This window comes from Deltaproteobacteria bacterium, assembly GCA_026388545.1.
In the GTDB taxonomy this organism is placed as follows: Bacteria; Desulfobacterota; Syntrophia; order Syntrophales; family UBA2185; genus JAPLJS01.
The window spans coordinates 1-25,859 of record JAPLJS010000107.1 but is presented as its reverse complement, the minus strand read 5'-3'; the positions used below and the strand labels follow the sequence as shown (position 1 = coordinate 25,859).

Here is a 25,859-nt window from a genome sequence, read left to right as displayed (position 1 = left end):
AGGATTTCCCGAATAAACGGGAATCCAGCTTAAAAAATAAATTATGGATTCCATACTCGAAGTAAAACAGCTCAGCATGAATTTCGGCGGTTTGAAGGCATTAGACCGGGTCGACCTCGATGTCATTCCCGGAGAGATTACCGCCCTCATCGGTCCCAACGGCGCCGGTAAAACGACTTTTTTCAACTGCGTTACGGGCATTTACTCTCCTTCAAAAGGCGATATCTTTATTACTCCTCCCGGAGGCAGACGCCAGAAGATCACCGGTCTTACCATACACAAAGTGACGGAACGGGGAATAGCCAGGACATTTCAGAATATCCGTCTCTTCCCTGATATGACCGTACTGGAAAATGTGATGATCGGCCGTCACTGCCGGACGAATGCCGGTATCCTTGGCGCCATCCTCAGGGATAAGGCCACGAGGGAAGAAGAAAGTGCCATTGTTGCCGGAAGCTATGAAATCCTGAAAAAGATCGGTCTTGCAGAGCATGTCAACCTGCTGGCCAGGAACCTCCCTTACGGAGCCCAGCGTCGCCTTGAAATCGCTCGTGCTATAGCCACAGATCCGTTCCTGCTGCTCCTTGATGAACCTGCCGCGGGAATGAATCCCCAGGAAACAAAGGAGTTGGAAACACTGATTATCGGCATCCGTGATGAAGGGAAAATCTCCATACTGATCATTGAGCACGATATGAGGTTGGTCATGAGCCTCTCGGACTGCGTCTACGTTATGGACTACGGCGAAATGATCGCACGGGGAACTCCGCGGGAAATCAGAGAGAATCCAGAGGTGATCAAAGCCTATTTAGGAGAAGACGTTAGTGCTTAGGTTGAATAATGTGCAGACATTTTACGGAAACATCCAGGTGCTGAAAGACATCTGCATCGAGGTAACTCAGGGGGAAATCATCACCCTCATTGGGGCTAACGGCGCCGGCAAAACCACCACCCTCATGTCCATCACCGGGATCGTGCCTTTGCGGACCGGCGAAATTATGTTTCTCGACAAACCCATCCACAACTTAAGTCCCGATGAGATTGTCGCATTGGGGATTTCTCTGGTCCCCGAAGGCCGCCGAATATTCCCGCGTCTGACGGTTATGGAAAATCTGGACATGGGGGCATTTCTTCGCAGGGATAAGGCGGACATAAAAAAGGACATAAATCATATTTTTGAACTCTTCCCGATCCTCGCAGAACGGCGACAGCAGCACGGGGGCACTCTGAGCGGTGGGGAACAGCAGATGCTGGCCATTTCCCGTGCCCTCATGGCGAGGCCCCGTCTACTGCTCCTTGATGAACCATCTTTGGGTCTGGGTCCAATGGTGGTGAGGTTGATCTTTGAGATCATCAAAAAAATCAACCTGGAAAGCGGTACTACCATTTTCCTGGTTGAACAGAACGCCCATATGGCCCTCAAGGTTGCCCACCGCGGCTATGTCATGGAAAACGGCCGGATCACCCTGGAAGGAACGGCCGACAGTCTCCTCCATAATGAGGAAGTGAAAAGGGCCTATCTGGGAATATGAGACGGTGAAATCGGGAACAGCCATCAAGGAGTGAAAGAGTCAAGAGCAGACTTGACCCCTCAGCACCGCCAGTTTCTTTTCTCTCGGGAGCCGCTTGATCCTGTATTCCAGGCGGAAGGCCTCTGCCTTTCCCATGGCCCTGCCTGTCGCCAGCAGCGTCACGGGCAGCCGCGCCCGGGTAAATCTGGACGCAATCCCCCGGTTGTGGGCATCCAGCCTCTTTTCGATATCGTTGGTGACGCCGCAGTATATCTTCCCGTCGGCGCAAAGAAGGAGATAGGTCATCCATGATTCGCTCATTCAGGATTCCCGCCTTCACCCCGGCCCGCTACTGAATTTCGCCGCTTCGTTCTCCAGTTCATTCCAGCGCCCGTAGGCCTCATCCAGTTCCTTTTCCAGTACTTCCAGACGGTCATAGGCCTTGTTTATTTCAACCGCGTCTCTGCCGACATAGAATGCGGGAGAATTCAGGGTCTCCATCAGGCGCCGCTTCTCCTCCTCCAGGACTTCGATTTTCTGCGGCAACGCCTCCATCTCCCGTGTCTCTTTAAAGGACAACTTCTGCTTCTCTTTTGGGGGTCTGTCCTTCTTCTGTTTCTGTTCCTTCGGCGCCGTCGGGAGCGGCTTATCCTGCACCGTCCGCTGCCGGAGCCAGTCGTCATAACCACCAACGTATTCCTGCAGCCGCCCGTCGCCTTCGAAGACAATCGTCGAGGTCACCACGTTATTGAGGAACGCCCGGTCATGACTGACCAGGAGGATCGTGCCGCTGTATTCCAGGAGCCGGTCTTCGAGGAGTTCGAGCGTTTCGGCATCGAGATCGTTGGTAGGCTCATCCAGGACCAGGACATTGGAGGGGAGGATGAAGAGCTTCGCCAGAAGGAGGCGGTTGCGTTCACCGCCCGAGAGAGAGCTGACCGGTGACAGGATCTGTGCCGGTGGAAAAAGGAAATCCTGGAGATACCCCACGATATGCCGCGAGACGCCGCCTACGATGACCATGTCGTTGCCGGCGGCGATAGTATCCTTCAGTGTCCTGTTTTCATCGAGCTGGGCGCGGAGCTGATCAAAATAGGCGATCCGGACTCCGGTCCCCAGGCGGACCCTGCCCTGTTGCGGTTCAATGTTGCCGAGAAGGATATTGAGGAGCGTGGTCTTGCCGGAGCCGTTGGGCCCGATAATGCCCACCTTATCGCCGCGGATGATAACGGTGGAGAACCCTTCCATGATCTTTTTATCGTCGAAGGCGAAGCTGATCTTTTCCGCTTCCGCAACCAATTTACCGCTGCGCTCCGCCTCCTGGATCGTCAGCCGGACATTGCCCGCCTGCTCCTGCCTGCGCGCCCGCTCCTGACGCATCTGCACCAGCGCCCGCACCCGTCCCTCGTTCCGTGTGCGACGGGCCTTGATCCCTTGCCGAACCCAGGTCTCTTCCCTGGCCAGTTTCTTGTCAAATTCCTGCCACTCCTTCTCTTGCGCCTCCAGCACGGCCTGCCGGCGTTCGAGGTACGTACCGTAATCGCAGGGATACGACATCAGGCGGCCCCGGTCGATTTCCACGATGCGTGTCGCCAGTCGCTGGAGAAACGCCCGGTCATGGGTCACGAACATGAGGGTCTTTTCGAACTTCAGGAGGAACTCCTCGATCCAGAGGATGGCGTTGATGTCCAGATGGTTTGTGGGCTCGTCCAGAAGCAGGAGGTCCGGGTCGTTCACCAGGGCCTTGGCCAGAAAAACCCGGCGTTTTGTCCCCGCCGACAGAAACCGGAACTCGGCATTCTCATCCAGGTCGGTCCTGGCGATCACTGTTTCCACCCGCTGATGATAAAGCCAGGAGCCGGATGCTTCCAGCCGGTGCTGAACCCGTTCGAGCTTTTTCAGCAGGCCGTCATCGCCTCTCCGGGCCATTTGCAGGGTAAGATCGTGGTATTCCCGGAGCAGATCCAGATGTTCCGGTCCGCCGGAGGCCACAACATCATAGACCGTCCCCGGCAGGTCGTCGGGAATATCCTGGGGCAACATGGCGATTCTTACCTCACCGCTTCGGATGATCCCGCCGGTATCCGGGGTGATATCGCCCACGAGCAATTTCATGAGGGTGGACTTGCCCGAGCCGTTCCGGCCCAGGAGTCCTATCCTTTCGCCCGCCTCGATCTGGAGCGTAACGCCATCCAGCAGTCGCGGCCCGCCGAAGCTGACCGAAACCTCATTGATCCATATGAGTCCCATAGCATCTCGCCTGTAAATGACCTTTTCCGTTCGGGGAGCACCCCTTGATCAATCCCCGAAAAGAGAAGGCAACCCGGACAAGGATCGGGGTTGCCTTCTTCTTTGTATCGTTTCAATCCATCATCAACGGTTTGACAGCGCCTTCTGAAAAGCGTCGCGGACGGATAAATGTATTTTTTCATCACAAATGGGCAGGTTGTAAGGGATAACTGGGTCAGACTTGATACTTGATATTAAATTTTCAAATTTAAAGCCTGACCCCATTATGCAGGTGCATCAGTGCTGCATTATGAAAGTACAAAAATACCTATGCGCTGACAGGCTCCAACTCCAACTTGTAGAGATTCTTCACAGGAAACCTTTTGCTGGAATCGAGTATTTCAATTCCTACGATCTCATTTTTTTTTGTTGTATGAAGAACTACACCCTCTGAAATCTCTACACCGCCATCCGGTTTCTTTGAGGATAATTGAATATAGGCAACGTCGGCTTGTTTATCATATCTAATCTTCATGGCTTTCCTCCCAACGCTTTTTTTAATGGATACACCGTAATGATAAAGATGTCTTGTCCTGATTTCTCATAAACGACCTTTAAAGGATATTCCGTAAATCTCTCCGGTAAAAATTTGACGGCGATAAGCTTGCTTTCTTCTGCATCTCTATAATCGGCGGATTCAATTGCCTTATATAGATCATCAACGCGTATCCCGTACAGCCTCATATTATTTCTGGCATGTCTTGAAATCTTCAATGATGCGTTTCCCTTTGCCTCGTTATGAAATGTGCCGATATGAATATTATATTAACACAATCATGTCAGGTTTTCCATAGACATAATCGGGTGAAAACCCATCTCACGTCATTCACTGGCTTGACCAGGGAATCCAGAGTTTCCTGTAATCAATGGATCCCCCCGTATCAAGCCTGTCCTCGCGGAGGCGGGGATACGGGGCAGGCTCTTCGTTGTGCTTCGCTTGCACGGAATGACACATGAAGATTTTTCCGAAGGTACGAAGGCAAAAAATCGAAAGCTAAAGACTGCTGAGAAGGCAACCCGGACAACAGGATCGGAGTTGACTTCTCTTTGTATCGTTTCAATCCATCATCAACGGTTTGACAGCGCCTTCTGAAAGGCGTCGTTCGCGGACGGATAAATGTATTTTTTCATCACAAATGGGTAGGTTGTAAAGCGCCCACACCGTTTTTCCTTCATGAATATAATGAATGCCGCGAACAGGACTTTGCCCTGGACCCGAAAGAAAATGAGCGAACACCCTATTTGTTAGAACGCACCGGGAGAGCGCGTATTCCTGATCCCTCCCCTTGAAATCTCCAACCCCGCTTGTCACCCAAACAGCCAAAAAGTATGTAGTATGCTTTATAACCACGCGTTTCTGATGCCCATACCCCACACATTGTTAAACGAATAAACCGAGGCATATGAATTCCATAAAAGAAGAGAATCGTATAATTTGTGTCCTCGTCATACAAAGTATCTAGCTCATCCTTAGTGGGCATACGCCAGTCCGTATAGCCACCCCCTTGATAATTTTCACAATATCTCTTGGCGTCTACCCAGCTTATATTGCCACCGTTGTCCTTTGCTGCCCACATCAGGTTCGTCCGTGTGTCCAAGACTGTTCCATCGTTATAAGCGATAAACCGACCGTCACTTTCGATCTTTATATGTGCGTGCGCAATTGCTGCCTTCTCATGTGACACCTTCGCCGTTGCTTCCTCCTTTTTAAATTTCCTTAACTGGTCAATCTCAACGAATATTCTTGGCTTCTCCAAACTGAATTCTTGCGTTTCTTTCATCCCCATATGGGTGACCCGCGCCATTGTCAATCTCGGGTGGATTTCCTCTGCTTCCTCAATTTGAAAGAGCCCCTCGGCCTTCAGATATGTCCTTGTCCGGTAAAAATCTCTGGCTCTATTGACATTCCTATAATTCCACCATTTTGACCACGATTTACCATTATATTTAAGAATGATGGGAAATCGGTTATTGTCCGCATCAGGTTCACCCAAATCCACCATCACGGTGCCTCCCTCGGGAAGGGTAAATTTGCGATTCTGCAAGTCCTGCAGACGTTGAACGAAAGGCGTCAGAACCCGGAGCTGTTGTCCCATATAGTCCACCTTCACCTGGGCTGTTTTCAAATTCTCCTTTTTTTTGAGAATTTCCAACGTTTCACCGTTTTCTTTCTCCACCTTTTTCACCTGCTGTTCATATGCCAAGATCCGCGCATTATAATCAATCATCTTTTCAAAAACGTCTTTCGGAGCCGGTTCAGGCGGCAATTTCTTGGTCATCAAAGCGTATTGTTGGACGTAAGCGGCCTTCAAATTTTTTATATTTTCCTCATACTGGTAATCAAGACGGCCCTTTAGGTTGGCGATTTCCCGTTTCAGGTCATTTACTTCTACCATAGCCTGCTTTAGAGAAAGGCTATCATCGATGGCCACCCAGGAGTCCTGGGAGAGCTTCGCCTTTCGGGACAGGTCGTTCCACCGCTGCTCATTCTCCAACTGGGCTCGTTTAATGCGGTCCTGTTCGGCGGCCAGGGCAGTCGCCTCATCCCGTTTTGCTTTCTCCTGTTCCGCCAGGGTCCGGTTGATCCGATCCAGCATCTCCCGCTCCTTTTTGAAGCGGTCCGCCTCGGCATTGCTCAGCTCGCCTCTTGCTTTGATCGCCTGCTCTTCCCGGAAGAGGCGCTGGCGATCCCGCTCCCGCTCCAGGGCCAGGGCTTGGGTGTTCAGTTCCTCCAGTCGCTTCACCTCGGAACTCTTCAGATTGGCCAGTTTTTCTTCCAGTTCCTTGTTCTTCTTTCGCTCCTTCTCCAGCTTCTTCAGGGTACCCTTCTCCTTCATGATCTCCTGTACCTGGCGGTCAAGGATACTCGTATCCACATCGATCCGGGCCTTCACCTTGACGTGGACGACACCGTTTTCCACCCGTACGGCGGGAATGCCTACAATTTTCGCCTGGACGACGCCAGAGGCGAGGGCGGTCACTTCGTCTGACTGGAGCTGATAATTCCTGACTACCGTCAGGGAGGAGATATAGGTCCCCGCCTCCTCTACGGCGAGGCGCTTGGCCTTCTGGAGAGCGAATGCTTCCACCTGCTCCTGACTCTGTCCCCGGCTGACAGACTCCTCGACTTCCTGTTCGAAGACTTTAACCTCCGCAAAAGCAGGATATACAAAAATAAATGCACCCAAAATGAATACACAGAGCAACAGCCAAAACCTATCTTTTTGAACCATAGCGATCGGACCCTCCGCATATTTGATCTGGAAAATTGATTTTAAAGTGGCTGTATATACATAGATTTTACTAAGACGTCAAAGAAATACGCATCAACCGGATGAACCAAAAATGAAATATCACCATATGATGATTGTCATAACTATTTTTGAATTGCTAAGGATTTAAGGATTCAAGGAAGAACTTCTTCTCAACTACTATCGAATCCCTGAATCCTCGACCCCTCGAATCCTTTGTGCATAAAAGATCAGACTAAAGTCATCGCCAAAAGGGGAAGGTTTTTCTCCCAATCCCCAAGCGGGACATAAAATCATTCTCAGCTATATCTGGATCCGGAGGCGAGAGTCTTTTATGGTTTCATTGAGGATATCACCTGATCGCTCCATGTCGCGGCATGATGTTTCCTTTTTTCGGTAAAGAAACAAGTGTCCTGAATCTAAATTTATGGTATCATAATAACCAATAATGGAGGGATGTTATGAATGCCCATGACATGATAGAGACCAAACCGGAAGTGATGCTGGGGAAACCCGTCATCAAAGGGACCAGGATACCTGTCGACCTCATCGTAAGAAAATTGGGTGAAGGCGCCTCTTTTGAAGATTTACTGGATGCTTATCCAAATCTGTCGAAAGAAGCCATCCAGGCGGCGTTGATTTACGCCGCCGATATGATCCGCAATGAAACAACTATCTTTTTAAAGACAGGCACTGCCGATTGAATACAAAACCATTGAGTATTTTGGCAGACGAAAGTTGCGATTTTTCCGTCATTCGCGCACTGCGGACAGTAGGCTATTCCGTCAATGCAATCGCCGAAATATCCCCATCATTACCAGATGAAGCGGTATTGGAATTGGCGGTGGCGGAAAACCGGCTATTGATAACGGAAGACAAGGATTTTGGTGAGTGGGTTTTTGCGCATCAACATGCGATAACGGGCGTACTGCTAATCCGCTATCCGGCGAGCATGCGCTCCTCAATGGTTGCAGCCGTGATCGATCTGCTTGGGGGACATGCTACAGAACTTGACGGCAGCTTTACTGTTTTAGAGCCTGGAAGAGCGCGAATTAGGAAGAAAAACAAGGAATGACCCTCAAGAAAATTGGGGGATAACAGCCACTTATTAAGAGAAAGCATGATAATCGGTAGCTGTTTCTGATTAAGCCGATATTGACTGTATTGGCAGGTACCGTACTCGGATGAGCCCTTCATCAACACTTATGACGGCACCCTTTTCAAGTGCTTCGAACGAACTCCCGCTTATACTTCCACAACAAAAAAGCAAGTTCTCATTAAAAAATGAAAATCAGATGCGGCCGGCTGAGAAAGAACGCTAAGGGCGTAATGTGATTGATAACAGAGAGACAGTAGAGGAATTCCGGCAACTGTTGGAGGAATATGTACCAGAAAGACAGGAGCAAGGAGATGACTGAAAAAAAGCGTGTGATAAGGCGTGTTGCACGTCCGGCCAGTGAACGGAAAACATCAATGAACTGCTTTGCAGCAGTACCGCGAGGAGCCGAAGAGATCGCCGCAGCCGAGTTACAGGCTCTGGATATTCAGGGAGCAAGCGCAGGACGAGGCGGTGTGTCATTTGTTACCGACCATGCCGGTCTGTATCGTGCCAATCTCTGGTTGCGTACCGCCAGTCGGATATTGGTAACTATGGCCACGTTTCCCTGTGCATCGCCTGAGGACCTCTACGCCGGTGTGCACGGCATTGTCTGGCATGATTTAATAAGGCCCTCCATGACGCTTGCAGTGGACTGTACGTTACGGGATTCGGCCATCACCCATTCGGGATTTGTCGCTCTCAAGACCAAGGATGCCATTGTCGATCGTATTCGCAAGCATTGTGGCACCCGTCCCAACGTGAACACATCATCACCGAATGTTCGTATAAATATTCATTTGGCAAAAAATGTCTGTACGGTATCTTTGGACAGTTCCGGCGATGCGCTTGATCGTCGCGGCTATCGTCTTGAGCGCACTGAGGCTCCCCTGCGGGAGACCTTGGCATCTGCCATTATTGCCCTGACCGGTTGGGACGGCACAATGCCCCTGGCTGATCCCATGTGCGGATCGGGTACCATTCCCATTGAAGCAGGTTTTTTTGCAGGACGGGTGGCTCCGGGGCGCAACCGGTCATTTGGTTTCCAGCGCTGGCTGGATTTCGACGCCGGATTATGGGATCTGATTTTGGCTGATGCTGAAAAGGGTATTCAGAAGCTGCCTGTCGGGCTCATTACGGGATATGACCAGGATAGCCGTGCGCTTGCACTGGCACGCCGCAACGCTGATGCAGCAGGTTTTGAAGGGCAGATATACTTCTTTCATTCGGCCCTGGATGAGTTTACGCCGGAAGGTGATAAAGGAGTCGTGATAATGAACCCCCCTTACGGCAAGAGGTTGGGTGATGTTGAGAAGCTCAAGGATCTTTATCGTCAGATTGGTGATATAATGAAGCAGCGTTGCCGGGGATGGACAGGCTTTGTATTGACCGGGAATATGGAACTGGCCAAACACATCGGCCTCAAGGCATCACGTCGGTTTGTGTTATTCAATGGGCCGATTGAATGCCGTCTCCTCAGGTATGAGTTGTATTAATGTGGTCATTTTTTCTTGACACTCACTTTACTTTTCCTTACACTGCCCGCAGTAAAATGACGGGTTTCACTCATAAGGATCGGCAAATACAGCTTTGATGGAGGACAGGCGATGAAGAAAACAGCAATTATCTTTTTACTGGTGATTACATTTGCATTTACCGGTTGTGCGACGATGGATGAACTCACGGGTTCGATCTCCGCGAAGGTGACATCGATCACCTCAAACGTTGATCCGAAAATCGTAGCGAAGGTCCCGGAAGACAAACGGGGTGGATTCCCCAAGGCTGAGTTTGCGGTCAAGGTCGCTGAAGAGAAACTGAAGCTGGCGCAATTGAAAACTGAACTGGCTGTAAAGCAGAAAAAGTTAGCCGAATATGAGGAAGAACTGGTTAACATTGACCTGAAGGACGCAAGCCTCGATTACGACATCGTAAAGCAGGAGGCTATTGATGCGACGCCCGGCCTCGGTAAAAAAGAAGACAATATCAAGGCGCTCACCAGTTTGAAGTTGAAGAAAAACGACCTGCAGGGCGATCGGATCAAGGCTAATGGGAATATTGACTCCACGAAACAGCAGATAAAGGATATGGCCGACAAGATCAAGGCTCAGGAAGAAAAAATCAAGGAATTAGCAGTGGATAAGGCAAAGCCTGAAGAAAAAGCCGCTGTTTCGACTGAAAAAGAGAAAGCAGATAAAGGTAAAGTAGCGGAGGCAACGCCTAAAGAAGAAGCCCCCGCTGCTCCTGCAGAAAAAACAAAATAAGAGGCCTTGCCGTCAGTCAATTATAGACAAATCCACAGTAGGGGATATCCTGTTGGAATACTAATATTTCACGGATATCCCTTATTTTTTACACCATTTTTCAGTCATTCCAAATCAATGCATTTCCATCTTGACAACCATCTGCATATAAAATATAAATACCCTAAAAGTGAATAGTTTAGCTTTGGGGTGCTGCAAGGCTGAGAGAGAATAATCTCAACCCTCTGAACCTGATATGGGTAATGCCATCGTAGGGAAGCAGAAGCTGTATTGCCGATTGACTTAAACAGTCAATGGCAATTAAATGATCAGAAAGCTTACCCTTGGCGGTAGGCTTTTTTTTATGAATCTCTTCTTGGAGGTGACTCTTTGAAAATTACCTTAAACGGCAAAAAAGAAATTATTGAAGAAGGTGCAACGGTGGCCGGTCTCATTGCATTAAAAAGTCTAAATCCCGATGCAGTTATTGTGGAATACAACCACGATCTGATTAAGAAGGGAGAGTGGACCGATATAGCTCTGAAAGAAAATGACCGGTTGGAGATTTTGAGGTTTGTGGGAGGAGGTTAAGCCAGTGAGTGACATTTTAAAGATCGGAGACCGGGAATTAACCAGCAGGCTTTTTCTGGGAACCGGCAAGTTTTCTTCCAACAAATTGATCCCCGAAGTTGTCAAGGCCTCGGGGGCGCAGGTAGTAACCGTGGCGTTAAGGCGGGTAGACATGGAATTCGAGGAGGAGAATATTGCCGCATTTGTGCCCAAGGACTGCATCCTGATGCCCAACACCTCGGGGGCCAGGAATGCCCAGGAAGCGGTCCGGATCGCCAGACTGGCCAGAGCTGCCGGTTGCGGCAACTGGGTCAAGATTGAAGTAATCACCGACAACAGGTACCTGCTTCCGGATAATTTCGAGACAATTAAAGCCACCGAAATACTGGCTGCGGAAGGTTTTGTGGTGCTGCCCTATATGAGTCCGGACCTGACGGCGGCAAAGAAGCTGGTTGACGCAGGTGCGGCTGCGGTGATGCCCCTGGGTTCTCCCATCGGCAGCAACCGCGGGCTCAGAACCAAGGAGATGGTGAGGATCTTGGTGGAAGAGATTTCTCTCCCCATCATTGTGGACGCCGGAATCGGGCGCCCCTCCGAGGCGGCGGAGGCCATGGAAATGGGTGTGGCGGCAGTGCTGGTGAACACCGCCATAGCCACAGCCGGTAATCCGGTGGCCATGGCCAGGGCCTTCGGCATGGCCGTTGAAGCCGGACGCATGGCCTTCCTGTCAGGGCCGGGGGAAATCATGGACATTGCCCGGGCATCTTCACCGCTTACGGGATTTTTGAGGGATTCTTGAAGAGTTTAAGAAATCCCCCTTTCCCCCCTTTTGACAAAGGGGGGACCAAATTCCAGACCCCCCTTTGTCAAAGGGGGGAATTATAACTACTCCTGCTCCCCCTTTAGTAAAGGGGGTTGGGGGGATTTTGAGAGGCTTAATTCAACTTCCTTGACGGTTAGTACAGAGATGTAGCTTGACATAAGGTAAGGGATTACTCATTAATGAGTTTCTACGAAGAAATACAACGGTACGGCACATTCAATTTCGAGGGTTTTTTTGAACGGATTGCCGGCGCCGATATCGAAAAAATTATAGCAAAATATCGTCTTAATGAACGGGATTATCTGGCACTGCTGTCCCCTGCGGCGGAAACTTACTTAGAGGAAATGGCCCAGAGAGCCCACCGCCTTACCGTTCAGCACTTCGGCAGGGTGATCCTTCTTTATACCCCGCTTTACCTCTCCAATTATTGCGTAAATCATTGTGTGTATTGTGGATTCCAGGTAAACAACAAACTGGAAAGGAAAAAGCTGACTCCTCTCGAGGTAGAGAAAGAAGCGGAAATTATCGCGGTAACCGGCCTGAAACACGTTCTCATTCTCACCGGGGAATCAAGGCAGCATTCGCCGGTTTCCTATATCAAGGAATGTGTTGAGATCCTGAAAAGATATTTCACGTCTATCAGCATCGAAATCTACCCGCTGGAAGAAAGCGAGTATGCGGAGTTGATAGCCGCGGGTGTGGACGGATTAACCGTCTACCAGGAGGTTTATGACGAGGAGGTTTATGCCCAGATGCATCCGGCAGGCCCGAAACGAAATTACCGTTACCGCCTGGAAGCCCCGGAACGCGCCTGCAAGGCGGGGATAAGGACAGTCAATGTGGGCGCCCTGCTCGGGTTGAACCGGTGGCGAACCGAGGCTTTTTTCACGGGACTGCACGCCGACTATCTTCAGAACAAGTTTCCGGAAGTTGAGGTAAGCATCTCACCGCCCCGAATGCGTCCGCACCTGGGTGGATTCCAGCCCAGGGTTGAGGTAAGTGATAGAAACTTATTACAATACATGCTGGCGTTCAGGCTTTTTATGCACAGGGGCGGGATTACCATCTCTACCAGGGAGCGTTCCGATCTGCGGGATCACCTGGTCAAACTGGGAGCTACTAAAATGTCTGCCGGTTCCTGTACCGCCGTGGGCGGCCGGTCGGAATATTGTTCTACCGGTCAATTCGAGATATCGGACGGGCGGAGCGTATCTGAGATGGCAGGGATGCTCTACTCCCAAGGTTACCAGCCGTTATATAAAGACTGGCAGATTTTGTCCGGAGGAAATTATGACTGTACATAGGCGGTCCCTGGCCGGTCTGCTTGAGGCGGATATTTATGGGATTACGGCAGAGGAATACTCCCTGGGCAGGAGCAACATTGAAGTGGTGGCGCGGATGATTGACTCCGGAATCAGGGTCATTCAGTACCGTGAAAATGAAAAGAGTGACCGGCAGCAGTACGAAGAATGCCTGATAATAAGGAAAATGACCAGAGATGCCGGGGTTACTTTCATCGTCAACGACCGTCCCGACCTTGCCTTGTTGGCGGATGCGGACGGGGTGCACCTGGGCCAGGATGACTTACCCCCGGAAAAAGTCAGGAAACTGGTGGGGGGGGAAATGTTCATCGGTCTTTCTACGCATTCTCCCGCCCAGGCCGAGGCCGCAGTACGGTTGGGCGTTGATTATATAGGGGTCGGTCCCATCTTTGCTACGAATACCAAGAAAGACGTGTGCGCCCCGGTGGGACTGGAATACCTTGATTATGTTGTGAGAAATATCAGGTTACCGTTTGTGGCCATCGGCGGAATCAAAGAGCACAATATAGCCGAGGTATATCGGAGGGGAGCCGGATGTATCGCGCTTGTGACAGAAATTGTTGGAGCTCCCGATATAGGCGCCAGGGTGCATGCCCTAAGAGCAGCCATAGGGAGTGCATCTCTCTGAATGTGAAGACTGCAATTTCTCCGGCGCCGTCCTCCGGTCGTGTTCAGTGGAATGCCATCGCAAGAACTGCACTCTATTTCAGCTTTTTTTCAATCTCCTCCCAACCTTCAACAACCTCCGCTTCCTCAACTGAATCAAAACTAAAGGCAAGCGGTTTATACATCTGTGCGGATCCAATCACCTCCGCCCCCCCGACTATCGCCTTAATTTTCAAACCTTTTTCGCTGATTTCTTTAAATACTTCGCCCTGACTCCAAGGCAGTACAGGTGCATCGGGAAAGTCATTTTTCTTCAGCCATGATCTAACGGTTCTCACACTAAGATAACCTTTCTGGAGAAAAACTATCGGAAATTTCTTATGGATTTTTTTTATGGCCTTATTGCTTCCGGGTTTTGCGTTTCCTACAAATGGCCCTTCCAGCAAACTGCCCTCAACATCAATAAAAACAATTTTCGTCTTTCTCTCCAGCGCCAGGAGGAGCCCGCTGTCTTTATCATCGCCGGATCTTACGTGTATTTTATACTGACCTGTTTTTACCGGCACAAAGCGCTTGACTGCAAATCCATCTCTGCCGGAAAGGTTCTTTCCGATAGACTTTCCATCAATAATGAAGTCCACAACCTCCCCACCTTTGCCGAAGAATGTTCCCCGAGTCTCGGCTCTGACCATGACCTCCTTACCCCTCAGCGCTACGACGTCATAGACGATAACCTCCGATAGCGCAGCATTGGGAAATGTACTGAAGAGAGTAGCAAAAAAAATGAATGCGGTCAGAATTTTCATGTACTCATCCCTTGAGAGAAACATTTACAAAGCGGCACGATAACTTACACCAATTCGTTTTCAAACAATACATAGTGTCGGGCGAGACGCCCAACCTGCGTAAACGGTAGGACAGGCGTCCCGCCTGTCCTACTAAATGGTGTGAGATATTTCCCCAAATAATGTATCATTATTCCCATTCTTTTATTATAATAATACAGTTTGAAGCAAGATGAAAAATGGAATGCATTGACATTGATCCATTTCTGTAATACTTGAGGGGCAAAATTTTACTCTCTTACTGATGACGTCATTATGGACCAATTAATCGTTAGAAATATAATCGAGCCAAACGGCAGGAAAACATACAGATGTCTTGCCTGCGGTAATGTTGTAACTATCGGCAGGCGTAGGTACTGTTCCCTGGAATGCCGGAAACGGCTCCTTTATAAGTTGGACGTAAGAACAGGTTTAATAAAAGCACTGAACACAAAGTATGCAACATTTTATTTTTCCGATGTCATGATTATTATGGACATGCTCCCCTATGGCTCCGAGGAGATATTTAGCTTTTTCTATCCACGATCCCCCGGAAAAAAACCTGCTGAAGACTTCAGCACGATGGCCGATATGTTAGGGAATATTTGGTGGGCGGAAAAAAAACGAACAAATAAAAGATACGTAGCCTCAAACCATGTACTTGAACAAGCCGTCAGGAATAATGCACAGGTGCTTTCTGTCAAACCGACAATGTTAAAAGTTCCTTCCATTAAAGCAGCTTACTTGTCTCACCTAAAACTTGACAAATCAGCGTTGAAAGCCGCTGAATTACAGAAGGACATAAAAGACGCCTACCGGCGCCAGGCAAAGATACACCATCCTGATATCGGAGGCGATACCGCGACCTTCAGAAAAATCCACCAGGCTTATATGGAACTCATTACGTGGGCAAAGAAACCCACGTATATAAAGCGCCGTGGATTCCCCGATAAGTGGTTTTATGATGGAAGTACGAATAAGTGGACACAGCCGACACCGGGGCAGGTACAAAGATAATACTCTCGTATAAGCCGCAAACGGATTAAAAGGGATGTTACCCTGTGTCATGGTTTTTTCTTTCTTTACTTGCCGCTCTCGGTCTGGCCACATCAGACGCCGTCACAAAAAAATATTTCTCTGATCAGTCACCCTATATGATGGGGCTCATCCGGTTGGGTTACGCTCTGCCCTGGCTCTTGACAGCCCTTTTTTTTATACCCTGGATCATCCCCGATACAACATTCTGGCTCTGTGTACTCATTGGTTTGCCTATGGAGGCATTAGCGTTTTATTGCTACATGAAGGCCCTTAAGGTTTCACCCCTGTCTCTGACAGTACCGTTTTTAGCTTTTACCCCCGGGTTCATCATTGTAACGGGATGGATAATTTTAGGTGAAAAAATCAGTCCCGGTGGACTCTGCGGAATAATCCTAATTATAGCAGGGGCATATTCTCTCAATCTTTCAAAGACTGAGTACGGGCTCCTGGGCCCCCTGAAGGCTATATTCAAAGAACCGGGATCACGTCTGATGTTGTTCGTTTCCTTTATCTATGCTTTCACATCAACCATCGGCAAGCTTGCCATCATTCATTCCAATCCCTATTTTTTCGGCATCATTTACAACGTAGCCCTCACTATGGTAATGATTGCTTTTATTCCCGTGGCAGTGAAAGCCGAACCTTTAAAAAATATGATTAAAAAGCCTCTTATCGGTTTGATTCTCGGTGCAATTGTGTCCATAGCGATCTTTAGCCATATGCTGGCTATATCGATGACAAATGTCGCCTACATGATATCGCTGAAACGTACCAGCATTCTCTTCGGAGTTCTGTACGGCGCACTGTGGTTTAAGGAAGAAAAAATCGCGGAGAAAATTATGGGAACTATCATCATGTTATCAGGTGTATTTTTGATAGGCTGGGCCGCCTGAAGGATGGGGAGAAATATATCATGAGAATGATGAGGATTTGCTTTCTGGCAACGTTGTTATGGATTACTCTTTCCGGTACCGTTTTTCCCGCACCGCCGGAAAGAATTGTTTCCCTGGCCCCCTCTGTTACAGAGATCCTCTACGATCTTGGCCTCGGAGACCGGATTGCGGCAGTTACCACCTTTTGCGACTATCCGCCGCAGGCGCTCGATAAACCGAAAATCGGCGGTTATTCGAATCCATCTATCGAAGCCATCATCGCTATGAAACCTGATCTGGTTGTTATGATCGACGATGGGAATCCGATAGAAATCCGAAATAGGTTAACGAAACTCAATATTAAAACGTATGTATTCAGGGCTAAACGCCTTACGGAGCTTCCGCAGGGAATCCGCGATTTAGGAATCGTACTCGGTATAAAAGATCGGGCCTCCAAACGGGCGGACAGGATTGAGACAGCGATTCGTAAGTACGAAAGGAAGATTCAGAAATCCCCTCCCCGCTATCTTAAGAAAAAGGCGATTTTCATAATTCAAGCAGAACCATTAATTGTCGCAGGAACGAACACGGTCATTGATGACGCCCTAAAACTCTTAGGATTACAAAATATCGCCTCCGATACTGCTTCACCTTACCCAAAATATTCTATTGAGGAGGTAATCCGGCGATCTCCCGATGTTATCTTTATGGGGCAAGGTCCGATGACCAGGGAAACGTCAAAGGGTTTCTTGAAAAGATTGGGCAGTCTCGACGCCGTCAAGAAAGGACGTGTCTATTACACGAGTGAATCACTGTACAGGCTGACGCCGAAAGCCATTTCCGGGATCGAGGAGATAGCGGGTTATCTCGGCAGGTATTAGGACTAACCCTGCTTTGGATCAGAATTTAACAAGAAAAATTTATATGATTCTGATCACGAGTTTTTGTTTGTTTTAACAGGAATAATCTTGTAAAGAGACACACGGTATGATAAAAATCCACCTATCTGTAACATTAATGAATGAAGCTAAAAGAAAGAAGAATTGTATAAGTGATGACGAAAGCAGCATTAAAAAGCTGCCATTAAGAATGGAGCACACATGATACGCATAGTCCATCTTGTATTTATTGGGATTTTTCTGTTGATTGCCTCTGTCTCTTTTGCCGCCGAAGATAGCCGGGATGCGATACCTCGCTTTTCTATCATGCGTTACCAGGTGGAAGGGAATACGCTTATTGCCGCTGACAAACTTGAAGCTATCCTTTCCCCCTTTACCGGCATAGAGAAAGATTTTGGTACGGTGCAGGAGGCGATTGAGGAGCTTGAAAAAGCCTACCGTAACCGCGGCTTTACCATGGTCGCGGTGATGCTGCCGGAGCAGGAGTTGGAAAAAGGTGTTGTTCGCCTGAAAGTCATTGAGAACCGTATAGGAAACATTAATATTAAGGGGAACCGTTTTTTTAACCGGGAGAATATTCTTGGCAGTTTGCCGGGGCTGCGTCAGGGCGAGACTCCCAATATCAATGCCGTATCTCGCAGTATCAAGCTTGCGAATGAGAACCCTGCAAAAAAGATAGACCTGCAACTGAAAAACAGCGACAAAAAGGAAACCGAAATTGACGCGAACCTTACGGTGAAGGATGAGAAGCCCTGGAAGGCAGGTATTACCGCGGACAACACGGGAGACAAGCAGACCGGCCGATCGCGCATGGGCTTCCTCTTGCAGCATGCCAATGTCTTCAACCTGGATCATCTCCTGACACTTCAATATATTACCTCTCCGGAGAATCTGAAAGATGTCAATATTTACAGCATCGGTTATCATGCGCCGTTCTATTCATTAGGGTCGTCCATAGACCTGATCGGCGCCCATTCGAATGTGAATTCCGGGACGATAAACGTGTCCTCATATAATATGGACGTAAGCGGCAAGGGAACAATACTGGGTTTGCATTACAACCAGAATCTCACCAGGATCGGCATTTATGAACATAAGGTAACCTTGGGCCTGGATTACCGGGCTTATGAAAACAATGTAGAATTTATTGGGTTCCAACTGGGTAATAATGTCACGGTGCATCCCCTCAGCCTGACGTACGCCGGGACATTGACTTTTTCAAAAGTCAATGCCGGCCTTTATCTGATGGGCATACAAAATCTGGCGGGCAGTTGGGACGGGAGAGACGGTGCAGAGGATTTCGAAAATGCCCGAACCGGCGCCCGGCGGAGTTACAATATGCTGCGATATGGCGTGAATTTAGGGTATGCCCCTGGCGGCGACTGGCAGGTACGTGCGGTATTTAACGGGCAATATACCAATGACCCGCTTGTGCCGGGTGAACAGTATGGGATTGGCGGAGCGAACTCTGTCCGTGGTTTTCAGGAGAGGGAGTTCTCCAACGATCGGGGATATTCTGGGAGTTTCGAGATATACTCTCCGGACCTGTGCAAGTTGTTTAATGTCAGTGCTTTTCAGTCCCGCATACTGGTGTTTTATGACAGAGGGTATGTTTCCCGCAAAGACCCTTTGCCGGGCGAGACGGTCAGCACTGAAATTGCCGGCATTGGTCCAGGCTTGCGCATAACGGATGGTAAAAGATTCTCCCTCTCGGCTGATTGCGGCTTCGTGGTTGATCCCCCCGATGAGAACACAGCACGATGGAGCAATGTCTGGCATTTGTCGGCAAGTATATTGTTTTAATGAATGGCATATTCGTGAAGGAGTGTAAAATGAAAGCAAATCGGTGCAGAAAAAGGAGGCTTTTCCTGACAGCCAATAAGCTTGTTTCTTTAATCACATTGATTTTCTTCAGCGCAAGCACAGTTTTTGCCCTTCCTGCCGGGCAGCAGGTTGTGAACGGACAGGTTAGCATGAATACCCAGGGCAACAACCTCACGATCACCAACAGCCCCAATTCGATCATCAACTGGCAGCGCTTTTCGATCAATACCAATGAGGCCGTGCGCTTCATCCAGCAGAGCAGCACAAGCGCCGTCCTGAACCGGGTAATCGGCCAGGACCCCTCCCGGATTCTCGGCATGTTGCAATCCAACGGCAGGGTATTTCTCATTAACCCCAACGGTATACTCTTCGGCCAGGGTGCACGGATCGATGTGAACGGGCTTGTTGCTTCGACGCTGAACATCAGCAATCAGGATTTTCTGGCCGGAAAATATAACTTCACCGCAGGGGCCTTTGCCGGGCCTATTCAGAACCAGGGCGCCATAACAACACCCGAGGGGGGAAAGGTATACCTGATAGCGCCGGATGTCGAGAACAGCGGGATTATCAATTCTCCCAAAGGTGATGTGATCCTTGCGGCAGGGCATAGCGTATACCTTGTCGATTCCCTTGATCCCGACATATCCGTTGTGATCAGCGCCCCTGAAGACAGGGCGATAAACCTGGGCCGGATCGTCGCCGAGAGCGGCAATGTCGGGATTTACGGCGGACTGATCCAGCAAAAGGGCGTCGTAAGTGCCAATAGCGCCGTCGTCGGAGAAAACGGCAGGATCTTTTTCAAGGCGAAGAAAGACGTCACGCTCGATAAGGGAAGCGTTACCAGCGCACAGGGCGCGGGCACAATAAAGATACTGGGCGGAATGGATAGCGGGACCGTCACGGTGAACGGCACCCTTGACGCCTCGGCGCCCAACGGCGGGGACGGCGGGTTCATAGAGACTTCGGCCGCAAAGGTGAGTATCGGCGATAAAGCCGCAATTACTACCCTTGCGCCTTACGGCAAAACCGGAACATGGCTGATTGACCCTACAGACTTTACGATTGCCGCAAGCGGCGGTGATATGACCGGCATCACCCTGAGCACCAATCTTGGCTCCACAGATGTAACCATCTTGAGCAGTTCAGGCGCAACTGACGGGAGTGGCGATATCAACGTTAACGATACGGTGAGCTGGACGAGCAGCCACAATCTGACGCTGAGTGCCTACCGCAATATTCAAGTCAATGCCGCCCTAAGTCACAGCGGCGGCAATGCCGCCAGCCTGACTTTGACCCCGAATACCGGCGCCGGCGGCGGATCGGTGATCACCGGAGCGAACGGCTCGGTGAACCTGGCTGCCACTGATTCGCTGACCATTGCCGGAAACGCCTACACCCTGATCGGCGACGCGACCGCCCTGCAGAACATGAGTTCAGGTCTTACCGGATACTATGCCCTCCGCCAGAATGTAGACGCCAGTGCGACATCCACATGGAATGACAATGGCTCAGGGGGCTATTACGGTTTTGCGCCTGTGGGTTACGACCCCGATTGGAAATTTACCGGTGTTTTCGACGGCCTTGGCCATACCGTCAGCGGCCTGTATATTAACCGGCCATTGACCGACTATGTCGGCCTGTTTGGATTTACCGGCAATTCCTCAACCATCCGTAATGTCGGGCTGGTGAATGTGAACATAAATGGTTATGGATCTGTCGGCGGCCTGGTGGGATATAACAACGGCAGCATTGATAATTCATACAGCACAGGTACGGTGACCGGATCCACCGATTTTGTCGGCGGTCTCGTGGGATTCAATAGGACTACCGGCGGCATCATCAGCAATTCCTATAGCACTGGGACGGTGACCGGAAACAATAATTATATCGGTGGCCTCGTAGGGCGCAATTATGAAGGAAGCATTATCAACGCCTACAGCACGGCAGAGGTAACCGGAATCTATAACGGAACAGGAAGCGTCAGTGGTATCGGCGGTCTGGTGGGGGAAACTTTTGACGGCAGCATCGACAATTCCTACAGCACGGGGACGGTAACCGGAACGAGCAGCGATGATGTCGGCGGTTTGGTGGGGCATCAATATTCTAGCAGCACCAATAATCCCCTTAGCAGCATCAGCAATTCCTATAGCACGGGAGCGGTAAGTGGAGCCAGGCACGTAGGTGGCCTGGTGGGGTATGAATATTACGGCAGCATCAGCAATTCCTATAGCACGGGGGCGGTAACAGGAATAACGAGTAATGTGGGTGGCCTGGTGGGGACTAATCAAGGAATTATTGGCAGTTCCTACAGCACGGGGGCGGTAACGGGAACATCTACTTATGTGGGTGGGCTGGTGGGGTATAATTGGGGCAGCATTACTGCCAGCTACTGGGACAAAGAGACTTCCGGGCAGGCGACAATCGGTGTTGGTGGAGGCACCACTACAGGCGTCACCGGTCTGACGACTGCTCAGATGATGACACAGGCAACGTTCACGGGTGGTCAAGTCCCATGGGACTTCACCAATACCTGGTGGATGTCCGGTGCGAATACCCGTCCCTTCCTGCGCTCGGAGTACAGCACCACTATCAACAATGCGCACCAGTTGCAGTTGATGGGAATGAGTGCGACGACGCTTGGCGCGAGCTACACCCTTGCTGCGAACATCGATATGAGCGAGCTTACGCAGGCGTCCGGATTGTGGAATACCGCAACCGGCTTTGTGCCTGTGGGTAACTACCCTGCGTACTTCACTGGCGCTTTTGACGGAAACGGCCATACCATCACCGGACTCACAATCAACCGCCCGACGACGGACTATGTCGGACTATTTGGATTTACCGGCAGTTCCTCAACCATCCGGAATGTCGGGCTGGTGGATGTGAACATAGCCGGCCTGAGATGGGTCGGCGGCCTGGCGGGGGAGAATGATGGCGCCATCGACAATTGCACCAGCACGGGTACGGTAAGCGGAATCGCCGGCGGTCCATTAGGCGGCGCATATATAGGCGGCCTGGTGGGTGATAATTACGGCAGCATCAGCAAGTCCTCAAGCACGGCTACGGTAACCGGCACCGGCACTATCGGCGGGCTGGTGGGAGGTAATAATGGCGGCACCATCAGCAGCAGTTCCCATAGCACGGGGACGGTAACCGGTGACGATACTGTCGGCGGCCTGGTGGGGGATAATGGCGGCACCATCAGCAATTCCTACAGCACGGGTAATGTGACCGGAACCGCGAGCAGTTACTATGTTGGCGGACTGGCAGGGGTTAATGAAACTGGTGGCGGCAGCATCAGCAATTCCTACAGCACGAGTGCGGTAATTGGAGAGGGTTGGTTAGGCGGACTGGTAGGAGAGAATGGCGGCACCATCACCACTTCCTCCAGCACGGGGACGGTGACCGGAACCGGCGACATTATCGGCGGACTGGTGGGAGGTAATTACGGAACTATCGATAATAATTCTTACAGCACAGGTGATGTAACCGGTAACTCTTATGTCGGAGGGTTGGTCGGGGGTAATTTTTCTGGCGCCGGTATCAGCAGTTCCTACAGCACGGGGACGGTAACCGGAACCGGCACTTATGAAGGCGGAACCGATTCGTATGTCGGCGGACTCGTGGGGTTTAATGATACGAGTAGTACCATCACCAGTTCCTATAGTACGGGTGCGGTAACCGGCAGCGGTTATTATGTCGGCGGACTCGTGGGGAAGAATTTAGGCGGCATCGATGGTTCGTGGAATGAGGGCACGGTAACCGGCAGCAGCTATTATGTCGGCGGACTGGTGGGGTGGAATGACGGCAGTATCGACAGTTCCTACAGCACGGGTACGGTAATCGGTCTCAGTGATTATGTCGGCGGTCTGGCGGGGGATAATTGGGGCACCATCAGCGATTCATACAACACGGGAGCGGTAATCGGCAACGCGAGCAGTTACTATGTCGGCGGGCTCGTGGGGTATAATCAAGGCGGCGGCACCATCAGCAACGCTTACAACACAGGCAGCGTGGACGGTTATTTCTATGTCGGCGGGCTGGCGGGCGTCTGCGAAGGCGGCGTCATCAGCAATTCCTACAACACAGGCAATGTGACCGGCGACTGGATTGTCGGCGGGCTGGTGGGCCAACTGTCATCCGGCGAAACATCCGGCGCCATCAACGACTCTTACAACACCGGCGGCGTGAGCGCCCCTGATGTTGTCGGTGGGCTCGTGGGCGCTAACTACGCCACTATCAGTAATTCATACAGTACCGGCAACGTGAGCGGCAATACCTGGCAGATCGGTGGGCTGGTGGGGCTTAATGATACCAGTGGCAGCATCACCAATTCCTACAGCACGGGTATGGTGAGTGGATCCGGCAGCTTGGTCGGCGGGCTGGTGGGCAGGAACGACGGCACTATCAGCCTTTCCTACTGGGACACCCAGACATCTAACATGTCTAACTGCGTAGGCACAGGGAGCAGCAGCGGCTGCACAGGTCTGACGACTGCCCAGATGACGACGCTGGCCTCATTTAGCGGCTGGGACTTCGAGACCACCTGGGGAATCACGCAGGGCACGACCTATCCATATCTCCTATGGCAGTCGCCCGGCACCTACCCGGTGCCCCCAGTCGCCACACCGCAGACAATATCCGGCATGCTCGACGTGGCTTTGGAAGGAAAGGTCATTTATTTCTATGTTGATGGAACACTATTTCTTGGTCAAACTACCACCGAAGCCGGCGGTCTTTACTCTATTGCGCTTTCCGGCAACCCCGTTCCCAGCAACAGTGCGCTTCTTGCCTACGTTGACGATGCCAGCCCTTGGGGCGCTTCGGTGTATCTGTCCGGCGGCGGGGATATCACCAATCTCTTGATTGGCTACAATACCTTGATCGCAGGCAGCGCTGGCGGGACGATGTCCAACACCACACTTGTAACCGCGAAGGGAGGTCTTACATTCACCGAAATCCCGTATAGTTTTTCCGGTACAAACCTGACGCTAAGCCCTAACTTCAATTTCAAGACGGCAATTGGGACAACCTATTCATTAAACGGCACGATAACAACGACTAACGGCTCCCAGACATACAACGGCCCGGTGACGGGAGCAGGGCTGCTTAGTGCAGGCGCGGCGAATGACATTACCTTAACGAATGCGAGCAACAGCTTCAGCAGCATAGGAATTCTGGGCGGCAGGAACGTCACCCTGACTAATATGGGCGCCTTTGCCCTGAACGCCTCGACAATAAGCGGGACACTTGGCGTTACATCTGGTGGCAATATCACCCAGACCGGTCCACTTTCCGTCACCGGAGCGGCGACGTTTGTAGCGGGAGCCGGAAACAACATCACCCTTGCCGGCGCTAATGACTTCACGACGGTGAAGATCACAAGCGGGAACGATGTAGCATTGAATGATGTGAACACAATTGATCTTGGCGCCTCGACGGTATCGGGTAACCTTAGCGTTACCGCTACCGGTCCGATCACGCAGCATTGAATGATGTGAACACAATTGATCTTGGCGCCTCGACGGTATCGGGTAACCTTAGCGTTACCGCTGCCGGTCCGATCATGCAGAGCGGTGCGATTACGGCAAATGTAGTTGGGAAGACGGCCACTTTTGCAGCGGGCGCGGGAAACAACATCACTCTGGCCGGCGCCAATGACTTCAGCACGGTGATGATCACCAATGGGTATGATGTAACATTGAACGATATTAACGGCATTGATCTCGGCAACTCGGCGATAGCGGGCAACCTGAATGTAACTGCCGCCGGTCCCATCACGGAGAGCGGCTATATTACGGCGAACGGCGTTGGGAAAACGGCGACGTTTGCCGCAGGGGCTGGAAATAACATCACCCTGGGCGAAAACAACGACTTTTCAACACTGACGGTGGCGAGCGGGAATAATGTATCCGTAAATGATGTCACTGCCATTAATCTCGGCGTCTCGACGGTAAGCGGAACTCTTAACGTTACTGCCTGTGGCACTATCACCCAGACGGGTCCTCTTTCCGTGACGGGAGCAGCGACATTTGCTGCCGGCTCCACAAACGATATCATTCTTGCTGACAGCAACAACTTTAGCAGCGTCGGGATCACGAACGCAAACGACGTGATTCTGAACAGCACGGGTGCACTTGCCCTGAACAACTCAACAGTAAGCAACAACCTGACTGCGATAGCCAGCGGAGATTTAACGCTAAACGGTCTTATTAATGCGGGCAGCATCGTGACGATTAACTCCACTGGCGGCGCAATTATCAACGGCATGGGAAGTTCTATAAGCATTTCTGCAAATATGCTCGATGCCATAGCAGTCAACGGCATCGGCAGCGGCGATCCCCTCATGACCGGTGTGTGCATTATCAATGCCGTTAATACCACCGCCAACAACATCGAAATTGACAACACCGGCGTCCTTGCCGTAGGCGGTCTCAGCAACGGCGGTACAGGAAATGTCATACTCCAGAACATCGGGGAAATCACTACCGATGGATCCACTATTACATCAGGTGGAGCTGTTTCCATAATCGCTAATAGCCCTCTCACGATCGGCGCCGGCGGTGTTTCTGCGAATGGTAATATAACATTGGAGGCCTCGGCGAGCGGTGCTTCTGATGACCTTACGATCAATGGAATGGTCTCATCATCAAATGGAAATATTATCCTGAAGGCCGGCAGCAGCATCATTCTT

General features: G+C 50.6%; 22 protein-coding genes and 1 riboswitch. Of the genes, 16 read left to right on the top strand and 6 right to left on the bottom strand.

Annotated features, from left to right (window positions below):
• Nucleotides 1-43: 43 nt before the first annotated feature.
• Nucleotides 44-832, top strand: a complete 789-nt coding sequence (locus tag NTW12_12870; protein MCX5847227.1) for an ABC transporter ATP-binding protein — start codon at nucleotides 44-46, stop codon at nucleotides 830-832.
• Nucleotides 825-1,532: an ABC transporter ATP-binding protein gene (locus tag NTW12_12865; GenBank protein MCX5847226.1), complete on the top strand. Its 708-nt coding sequence runs from the start codon at nucleotides 825-827 to the stop codon at nucleotides 1,530-1,532. Before NTW12_12870 ends, NTW12_12865 begins: the two co-directional genes overlap by 8 nt.
• A gap of 39 nt (nucleotides 1,533-1,571) precedes the next feature.
• On the opposite strand, the gene NTW12_12860 is transcribed toward NTW12_12865, so the two are convergent.
• The 5 genes from NTW12_12860 to NTW12_12840 all read right to left on the bottom strand — a co-directional run bounded on the left by NTW12_12860 (nucleotide 1,572) and on the right by NTW12_12840 (nucleotide 7,033).
• The gene (locus NTW12_12860; GenBank protein MCX5847225.1) at nucleotides 1,572-1,832 is read right to left on the bottom strand and encodes a GIY-YIG nuclease family protein; all 261 of its coding nucleotides are present in this window, start codon (nucleotides 1,830-1,832) and stop codon (nucleotides 1,572-1,574) included.
• A gap of 15 nt (nucleotides 1,833-1,847) precedes the next feature.
• On the bottom strand, nucleotides 1,848-3,761 hold the full coding sequence (locus tag NTW12_12855; protein MCX5847224.1) for an ATP-binding cassette domain-containing protein: 1,914 nt from the start codon (nucleotides 3,759-3,761) through the stop codon (nucleotides 1,848-1,850).
• 307 nt (nucleotides 3,762-4,068) lie between these two features.
• The gene (locus NTW12_12850; protein MCX5847223.1) at nucleotides 4,069-4,275 is read right to left on the bottom strand and encodes a DUF2283 domain-containing protein; all 207 of its coding nucleotides are present in this window, start codon (nucleotides 4,273-4,275) and stop codon (nucleotides 4,069-4,071) included.
• Nucleotides 4,272-4,514, bottom strand: a complete 243-nt coding sequence (locus NTW12_12845) for a DUF4258 domain-containing protein (GenBank protein ID MCX5847222.1) — start codon at nucleotides 4,512-4,514, stop codon at nucleotides 4,272-4,274. Before NTW12_12845 ends, NTW12_12850 begins: the two co-directional genes overlap by 4 nt.
• A 524-nt stretch (nucleotides 4,515-5,038) precedes the next feature.
• On the bottom strand, nucleotides 5,039-7,033 hold the full coding sequence (locus tag NTW12_12840; GenBank protein ID MCX5847221.1) for a DUF1566 domain-containing protein: 1,995 nt from the start codon (nucleotides 7,031-7,033) through the stop codon (nucleotides 5,039-5,041).
• 479 nt (nucleotides 7,034-7,512) lie between these two features.
• On the opposite strand from NTW12_12840, the gene NTW12_12835 reads away from it, so the two are divergent.
• The 8 genes from NTW12_12835 (at nucleotide 7,513) to thiE (ending at nucleotide 13,730) form a co-directional block, all read left to right on the top strand.
• Nucleotides 7,513-7,755 carry a DUF433 domain-containing protein gene (locus NTW12_12835; GenBank protein MCX5847220.1) on the top strand — a complete coding sequence of 81 codons (243 nt, stop codon included), beginning with the start codon at nucleotides 7,513-7,515 and terminating at the stop codon, nucleotides 7,753-7,755.
• Nucleotides 7,752-8,126, top strand: a complete 375-nt coding sequence (locus NTW12_12830; protein MCX5847219.1) for a DUF5615 family PIN-like protein — start codon at nucleotides 7,752-7,754, stop codon at nucleotides 8,124-8,126. Before NTW12_12835 ends, NTW12_12830 begins: the two co-directional genes overlap by 4 nt.
• Before the next feature lie 335 nt (nucleotides 8,127-8,461).
• Nucleotides 8,462-9,643, top strand: coding sequence for a THUMP domain-containing protein (locus NTW12_12825; GenBank protein ID MCX5847218.1), 1,182 nt, complete (start codon nucleotides 8,462-8,464; stop codon nucleotides 9,641-9,643).
• 111 nt (nucleotides 9,644-9,754) lie between these two features.
• Nucleotides 9,755-10,408, top strand: coding sequence for a hypothetical protein (locus NTW12_12820; GenBank protein ID MCX5847217.1), 654 nt, complete (start codon nucleotides 9,755-9,757; stop codon nucleotides 10,406-10,408).
• A gap of 175 nt (nucleotides 10,409-10,583) precedes the next feature.
• Nucleotides 10,584-10,681: riboswitch (TPP riboswitch) on the top strand.
• Between the two features lie 96 nt (nucleotides 10,682-10,777).
• Nucleotides 10,778-10,978: a sulfur carrier protein ThiS gene (gene thiS / locus NTW12_12815; GenBank protein MCX5847216.1), complete on the top strand. Its 201-nt coding sequence runs from the start codon at nucleotides 10,778-10,780 to the stop codon at nucleotides 10,976-10,978.
• Between the two features lie 13 nt (nucleotides 10,979-10,991).
• On the top strand, nucleotides 10,992-11,756 hold the full coding sequence (locus NTW12_12810) for a thiazole synthase (protein ID MCX5847215.1): 765 nt from the start codon (nucleotides 10,992-10,994) through the stop codon (nucleotides 11,754-11,756).
• Nucleotides 11,757-11,959: 203 nt separating this feature from the next.
• Nucleotides 11,960-13,084 (top strand): 2-iminoacetate synthase ThiH, encoded by a 1,125-nt coding sequence (thiH, locus tag NTW12_12805; protein ID MCX5847214.1) that lies wholly within the window; start codon nucleotides 11,960-11,962, stop codon nucleotides 13,082-13,084.
• The gene (thiE, locus tag NTW12_12800) at nucleotides 13,071-13,730 is read left to right on the top strand and encodes a thiamine phosphate synthase (protein MCX5847213.1); all 660 of its coding nucleotides are present in this window, start codon (nucleotides 13,071-13,073) and stop codon (nucleotides 13,728-13,730) included. The genes thiH and thiE overlap by 14 nt, the downstream gene beginning before the upstream one ends.
• Before the next feature lie 73 nt (nucleotides 13,731-13,803).
• On the opposite strand, the gene NTW12_12795 is transcribed toward thiE, so the two are convergent.
• Nucleotides 13,804-14,514, bottom strand: coding sequence for a hypothetical protein (locus tag NTW12_12795; protein MCX5847212.1), 711 nt, complete (start codon nucleotides 14,512-14,514; stop codon nucleotides 13,804-13,806).
• Nucleotides 14,515-14,808: 294 nt separating this feature from the next.
• Between NTW12_12795 and NTW12_12790 the strand changes: the two genes are divergently transcribed.
• From NTW12_12790 to NTW12_12765, 6 genes are all read left to right on the top strand, one after another.
• Nucleotides 14,809-15,549 (top strand): DnaJ domain-containing protein, encoded by a 741-nt coding sequence (locus NTW12_12790; GenBank protein MCX5847211.1) that lies wholly within the window; start codon nucleotides 14,809-14,811, stop codon nucleotides 15,547-15,549.
• Between the two features lie 44 nt (nucleotides 15,550-15,593).
• Nucleotides 15,594-16,463 (top strand): EamA family transporter, encoded by an 870-nt coding sequence (locus NTW12_12785; GenBank protein MCX5847210.1) that lies wholly within the window; start codon nucleotides 15,594-15,596, stop codon nucleotides 16,461-16,463.
• A 20-nt stretch (nucleotides 16,464-16,483) separates the two neighbouring features.
• Nucleotides 16,484-17,323: a helical backbone metal receptor gene (locus NTW12_12780; GenBank protein ID MCX5847209.1), complete on the top strand. Its 840-nt coding sequence runs from the start codon at nucleotides 16,484-16,486 to the stop codon at nucleotides 17,321-17,323.
• Between the two features lie 219 nt (nucleotides 17,324-17,542).
• Nucleotides 17,543-19,144 carry a BamA/TamA family outer membrane protein gene (locus tag NTW12_12775; protein MCX5847208.1) on the top strand — a complete coding sequence of 534 codons (1,602 nt, stop codon included), beginning with the start codon at nucleotides 17,543-17,545 and terminating at the stop codon, nucleotides 19,142-19,144.
• Nucleotides 19,145-19,173: 29 nt separating this feature from the next.
• On the top strand, nucleotides 19,174-24,657 hold the full coding sequence (locus NTW12_12770) for a filamentous hemagglutinin N-terminal domain-containing protein (protein MCX5847207.1): 5,484 nt from the start codon (nucleotides 19,174-19,176) through the stop codon (nucleotides 24,655-24,657).
• A 5-nt stretch (nucleotides 24,658-24,662) separates the two neighbouring features.
• Nucleotides 24,663-25,859: hypothetical protein (locus tag NTW12_12765; GenBank protein ID MCX5847206.1), on the top strand; the 1,197-nt coding region annotated here is incomplete at its 3' end.

Bases quoted from the DNA above. Each gene is read 5' to 3' on its own strand.
- NTW12_12870 (MCX5847227.1), top strand. From the start codon at position 44: ATGGATTCCATACTCGAAGTAAAACAGCTCAGCATGAATTTCGGCGGT.
- NTW12_12860 (MCX5847225.1), bottom strand. From the start codon at position 1,832: ATGAGCGAATCATGGATGACCTATCTCCTTCTTTGCGCCGACGGGAAG.
- NTW12_12855 (MCX5847224.1), bottom strand. From the start codon at position 3,761: ATGGGACTCATATGGATCAATGAGGTTTCGGTCAGCTTCGGCGGGCCG.
- NTW12_12850 (MCX5847223.1), bottom strand. From the start codon at position 4,275: ATGAAGATTAGATATGATAAACAAGCCGACGTTGCCTATATTCAATTA.
- NTW12_12840 (MCX5847221.1), bottom strand. From the start codon at position 7,033: ATGGTTCAAAAAGATAGGTTTTGGCTGTTGCTCTGTGTATTCATTTTG.
- NTW12_12835 (MCX5847220.1), top strand. From the start codon at position 7,513: ATGAATGCCCATGACATGATAGAGACCAAACCGGAAGTGATGCTGGGG.
- NTW12_12825 (MCX5847218.1), top strand. From the start codon at position 8,462: ATGACTGAAAAAAAGCGTGTGATAAGGCGTGTTGCACGTCCGGCCAGT.
- NTW12_12820 (MCX5847217.1), top strand. From the start codon at position 9,755: ATGAAGAAAACAGCAATTATCTTTTTACTGGTGATTACATTTGCATTT.
- thiH (MCX5847214.1), top strand. From the start codon at position 11,960: ATGAGTTTCTACGAAGAAATACAACGGTACGGCACATTCAATTTCGAG.
- thiE (MCX5847213.1), top strand. From the start codon at position 13,071: ATGACTGTACATAGGCGGTCCCTGGCCGGTCTGCTTGAGGCGGATATT.
- NTW12_12795 (MCX5847212.1), bottom strand. From the start codon at position 14,514: ATGAAAATTCTGACCGCATTCATTTTTTTTGCTACTCTCTTCAGTACA.
- NTW12_12790 (MCX5847211.1), top strand. From the start codon at position 14,809: ATGGACCAATTAATCGTTAGAAATATAATCGAGCCAAACGGCAGGAAA.
- NTW12_12780 (MCX5847209.1), top strand. From the start codon at position 16,484: ATGAGAATGATGAGGATTTGCTTTCTGGCAACGTTGTTATGGATTACT.
- NTW12_12775 (MCX5847208.1), top strand. From the start codon at position 17,543: ATGATACGCATAGTCCATCTTGTATTTATTGGGATTTTTCTGTTGATT.
- NTW12_12770 (MCX5847207.1), top strand. From the start codon at position 19,174: ATGAAAGCAAATCGGTGCAGAAAAAGGAGGCTTTTCCTGACAGCCAAT.